3 protein-coding genes and 4 tRNA genes are annotated in these 5017 nt (G+C 64.7%); 6 read left to right on the forward strand and 1 reads right to left on the reverse strand.

Annotated elements, in window-relative coordinates:
- Together JOZ00_RS22065 and JOZ00_RS22070 are read left to right on the forward strand one after the other, a co-directional pair.
- The coding region (locus tag JOZ00_RS22065; RefSeq protein WP_293348019.1) for a cyclase at positions 1–2266 on the forward strand (2266 nt) is incomplete at its 5' end.
- Positions 2263–3075, forward strand: coding sequence for an alpha/beta hydrolase (locus tag JOZ00_RS22070; RefSeq protein ID WP_293348021.1), 813 nt, complete (start codon positions 2263–2265; stop codon positions 3073–3075). The genes JOZ00_RS22065 and JOZ00_RS22070, both read left to right, overlap by 4 nt.
- Positions 3076–3092: 17 nt before the next feature.
- Here the strand turns inward: JOZ00_RS22070 and JOZ00_RS22075 are convergent.
- A tRNA-Val gene (locus JOZ00_RS22075) sits at positions 3093–3167 on the reverse strand.
- Between the two features lie 180 nt (positions 3168–3347).
- Here JOZ00_RS22075 and JOZ00_RS22080 point away from each other — a divergent pair.
- From JOZ00_RS22080 to JOZ00_RS22095, 4 genes are all read left to right on the forward strand, one after another.
- Positions 3348–3420, forward strand: a tRNA-Gly gene (locus JOZ00_RS22080).
- A 28-nt stretch (positions 3421–3448) separates the two neighbouring features.
- A tRNA-Cys gene (locus JOZ00_RS22085) sits at positions 3449–3522 on the forward strand.
- Positions 3523–3535: 13 nt separating this feature from the next.
- Positions 3536–3610, forward strand: a tRNA-Val gene (locus tag JOZ00_RS22090).
- Positions 3611–4014: 404 nt separating this feature from the next.
- Entirely contained in the window at positions 4015–4314 is a 300-nt protein-coding gene (locus JOZ00_RS22095) for a hypothetical protein (protein ID WP_293348024.1), read from the forward strand.
- Positions 4315–5017: the final 703 nt, after the last annotated feature.

A 5017-nucleotide genomic window follows, 5' to 3' on the forward strand; every position in this document is an offset into this window, starting at 1 on the left:
CCGCGTCGTGGCGGCCTTACTACGTGCCGTCACCGGCGTTCGAGGCCTCGACAATTCGGCCGCCCGCACGGCGGTACGGGCTCAATTCCGAGATGCCGACCCGGAGGACGTGCTGCTATTGGAGGACTTGCTGGGCATCGCCGACCCTGAGGCGGCGCTGGCCTCGGTCGATCCGGATGCCCGCCGGCGCAGGCTGACCGCGATGGTGAACGCAGCCTCGTTGGCCCGCGATGCCCCGGCTGTCTACGTCGTCGAGGACGCCCATTGGATCGATGAGGCGAGCGAGTCGATGATCGCCGGCTTCGCTACCGTGATCCCGCAGACGCAGTCGCTGGTGCTGACCACCTACCGTCCCGAATACCGGGGAGCACTGAGCCAGGTGCCCGGCGCGCAGCGAATCGCCCTAGACCCGCTGAGCGATTCGGAGACCGCGGCACTGGTTGCCGGGCTGCTGGGGTCGGACATATCAATCGGCGGCTTGGCCACCGTAATCGCCGAACGGGCCGCCGGCAATCCGTTTTTCGTCGAGGAGTTGGTGCGGGATTTGGCGGAGCGGGGCGTGCTGACCGGAGCGCGTGGGAATTATCTCTGCCAGGTCGATCATGCCGATGCCGCTGTGCCTGCGACCCTGCAGGCCACCATCGCCGCGCGTATCGACCGGCTCGCGGCCGCCGCCAAGCAGACTCTGAATGCCGCGGCGGTAATCGGATTACGTTTTGCTGCAGACCAATTGGCGTTGCTCGATGGTCTGGCTGAGATGGACGAGCTGATCTCCGCCGAACTCGTCGACCAGATACGGTTCACTCCGCACGCCGAATACGCCTTCCACCACCCGCTGATCCGGACCGTCGCTTACGAAACGCTGCTGAAGGCCGACCGCGTCGAACTGCATCGGCGCCTGGCAACCGCGATCGCACAAAGCCACTCGGACTCGCTGGACGAAAAGGCGGCGCTGATCGCCGAGCATTTCGAGGCCGCCGATGACCTGCGCACCGCGTTCGGCTGGCACATGCGCGCCGGGGCGTGGGCGCAAGTCCGCGATATCAGGGCCGCGCGCAACAGCTGGACACGGGCCCGGACGGTCGCCGACCGGCTGCCCGACGATGACCCCGCTCGGCCACCGATGCGCATCGCCCCGCGAACTCTGTTGTGCATGAACAACGTTCGCGTTGCCGGCAGCATTACCGACGTCGGCTTCGACGAATTGCGTGACCTCTGCAGCGCCGCGGGCGACACGGTGTCGCTGGCGATCGGCATGGGCGGGCTGATGACCACGCTGGTATTCCACAACCGCTACCGGGAAGCGGCGCGGTGCGCGGCGGACTGCACCCGCCTGATTGAGTCGCTGGCCGATCCGCCGATGACGATGATGTTGCTCGCGAGCAGTGCCATGTGGTTTGCAGGCCACGCAGCCGAAAGTTTGCGCTTGGCGCAGCGCGTCGTCGACCTGGCCGACGGCGATCCCACCAAGGGCGCTCTGGGCGCCGTCACATCACCGCTGGCGGCGGCGTTGCTCATGCGCGGCAGCTCTCGATATTGCCTCGGCCTTCCGGGCTGGAGGGAAGACCTCGACCAGGCGACCGCGATGATCCGCAGCGTGGCCCCAATTTCGCTGATGGTCCCTGTCTTGTACAAGTACCGCTTCGCCGCTCATGCCGGGGTGTTGCTCCCCGACGCGACGGCTGAACGGGACAGCGCCGAAGCGATGAAGATGGCCGAGCATTCCGGCGATGACTTCCAGTTGGACGGCACCCGGGTGAGTCGCGGCCTCGTCCTCATCAAACAGGGCGGTTCCCAACGCGCGGACGGCTTCGCGCTGCTCGCCGAGTTTCGTGAAGCCAACGTGCGACATGGGTACGCCGAAAACGTTGTGCGGACTGTCGACACCGAGATCGCAAAGGAGAAAGCAAGAACCGGCGATGTCGCCGGTGCCATCGAGTTGGCACGCGCGGTCGTCGACTACACGTTCGACGCAGGCGATGCGCTCTCCCTCGGAGAGGCCGTCAGAGTCTTGGTCGAATCGCTGCTGCAGCGCGGTACTAGCACCGACCTCGAGGAGGCGCAAGCGGCGATCGACCGACTCGCGGCGGAGCCGATCGACCCCGGCTATGTCCTGTTCGAGGTTCCGCTGCTGCGACTGCGGGCACTGATGGCGCGGGCACGCGACGATGCCGCGACCTATCGGCAGTTCCGGGATCGCTATCGCGAGATGGCGAAAACGCTTGGCTTCGAAGGACATATCGCCTTGGCGGAGGTGATGCCGTGACGGCAATCGGTCCGGAGGGTCTCATGTCCGAGGCCAGGCATGTCGTTCTAATTCACGGCTCGTGGTGCCGTGGGGAGGTGTGGACCGACGTCCGCGCCGCCTTCGAAGCGCGTGGCTACACCGCACACGCCCCGACGTTGCGCTACCACGAACTGCCCCTGCGCGAGGGCGCGATGAAGGTCGCCTCGCTCAGCCTTCGCGACTACACCGACGACTTGGTGGCATTCGTGAATTCGCTGGATTCCCCACCGCTTCTGATAGGTCACTCGATGGGCGGACTGCTGGCACAGCTGGTCGCCGCGCGCACCCGCCACGCCGGCGTGGTGGCAGCATGCCCCGCACCGGCGGCGGGCATCTTCGGTGCCAGCCTCACGTCCGTTCGCGCGACGCTGCCGCACTTGTTGTGGCCGCGTGCGTGGTCCAAGCCGTGGCGCATCCCCACGTTCGAGCAGTTTCGGCGCTGGATCGCCAACACCCAGACCGACGACGTCGCCCGGGAGATCTATGCCGGTCTGGTCTGCGAATCCGGGCGCTATGTATGCGAACTGTTCGCTGCTCTGCCAAGGCTTTCAAAGGCCACCGTTGTCGATTTCGCGGCCGTCACCACCCCTGTGCTCGCGATAGGGGCAGATTGCGATCGGATGGTGCCAACCGCGATCGCCCGCCAGACCGCGGCTCGGTATCGACAAGGCACCTACGTCGAGATCCCCCGGTCCGACCACATGGTGTTCTCCGGGGCCGCGTTACCCGTGACCATGGGCCATATCGACAACTGGATGGCCAGGAATCATGTGCTCGCCACCGCTTAGCTCGCAGATACTGCTCCTGGTGGTCCCGGCTGGGATCGAACCAGCGACCTTCCGCGTGTGAAGCGGACGCTCTTCCACTGAGCCACGGGACCGGCGCCGAGAGGCGAACGACGTCGAAGACTAGCATGGGCCAGACCTCGAGAGTACCGACCACAGCGCGTCATAAGTCAGGGCGATAGCCTAGACACGATCCGTACCAAGAAATTTGTATGTGCCCGCTCACGTGGACTATCGTCGTGCTTCGCACCGGACGACGATCTCGTCCGTGGCGCGCGGATGTAGCGCAGTTGGTAGCGCATCACCTTGCCAAGGTGAGGGTCGCGGGTTCGAATCCCGTCATCCGCTCGAAGGTGCAAGTGGCATTAATCCCAGCGGTGGAGTGGCCGAGTGGTGAGGCAACGGCCTGCAAAGCCGTGCACACGGGTTCGATTCCCGTCTCCACCTCCAGTTTTGACCCCCGGCGCGATTAGCTCAGCGGGAGAGCGCTTCCCTGACACGGAAGAGGTCACTGGTTCAATCCCAGTATCGCGCACCAGCATTCTTGCGGTCAGAGGCCATTTGTACGCCGGGAGGCCCCCTGTTGCCCAGACCCGAGAAAACGGTGAGTTCACGACCTGAGAGTTGTCGGGACTCGGGACCAGTCTGCCGACCAGACGCGGCTGAACCAGATTCCATGCCGAGTCGTCGTCCAGCCTTCGAACAGGTAGGGCGGACTCGCGCCCGCCAATTCGCGAGCGTTGAGTTGCCACGTTCGGCGGGGCGGTTCGCGAAGGTCACACGGCTGATATCCCCGCTATCCGGCCCAGTGCCATGGTTATGCCGCCGAGCAAATACCATTACCTAACTCATTCACAGGTTCTGCTGTGCAAGACTTGCTCGAAACCGGGTAACCGAGCCCGCATGAGAAACATCATGCGAATTGCAACATCATCGTTGGCATTGACCAGCGGTTTGGGACTCGCGGGTCTGGGGGCGGCTGCAGTCGCCGAGGCCCAGCCCATCGCTCCACCGCCTACTTATCACTGGTGCCCCGGCCAGCAATGGGACGGTGGCTGGGGCGGCAACTGGGACTGGGGCCGCTGCCATGACGACCACTTCTACGACGGCGACGGCCGCGACCGGGACCACTGGCACAATGGCGACTACGACGACCACTGGCAAGGTGACCAACACTGGCAAAACCCCGGCGACCATGACCACTGGCAAAACGGAAACCCGGGCGACCAGCACTGGCACTGATTTGTCTACGGTGATCTACTTCGTGCATCTACCGCGCCATCGTCGTGGCTGATGCGCTGACGGAGAACTGCTATGGCAGTCAAGACAAGCGCCTCCGCCGCGAAAGTTGTTGACCTGACCAAGCGGGAGCCGGCGCACAACTAGCGCGCGTCATCCTTGCGCACGCCCAACGAGTGTGCGGCAATTGCCTCTGCGGGCACCCGAACCGGATCGGCGCTCTCGGCGTCTGAACAGTTGATCGGGCCGTCCCTGCGCTCTCTCGGGGGACGGCCCGTCACATTCACCAGCTGTTTAGCACTGCTCTGGGAAGACTAGAACTCCAGCACAGGACGCCCGACGGGAGATGGCCTTCTTCACCAATCGAGCCGGGGTGTTCAATTCAGCCGTCACCGGTAGCGTCTGAAACGACCCCGCGCAAGCCTGCCGGCCGATGTCGTCAAGACGCCGATCCGGGGGTCGGTGCCCCTACAGGCCACTCCGGTTAAGCAGCTGCCTCCTAGGGCGACACCTACCTCGGCATAGCCTTACTCCTCGGCGCACGCAGGGCGCAACTCCGCGGCTCTCTGCCGGTCCTCCCGCGCCAACGCGCGGTGACGACTCGCGCACTCCCGGCATTCGTCCGCATTAGAGGTGCGCTCGGCAATCGTCTCGTACATCGCCGCGATCCGGTCATGACTTTCTGCAGACATATCGAGACACACAG

The organism is Mycobacterium sp. (genome assembly GCF_019243155.1).
Lineage (GTDB): Bacteria > Actinomycetota > Actinomycetes > Mycobacteriales > Mycobacteriaceae > Mycobacterium.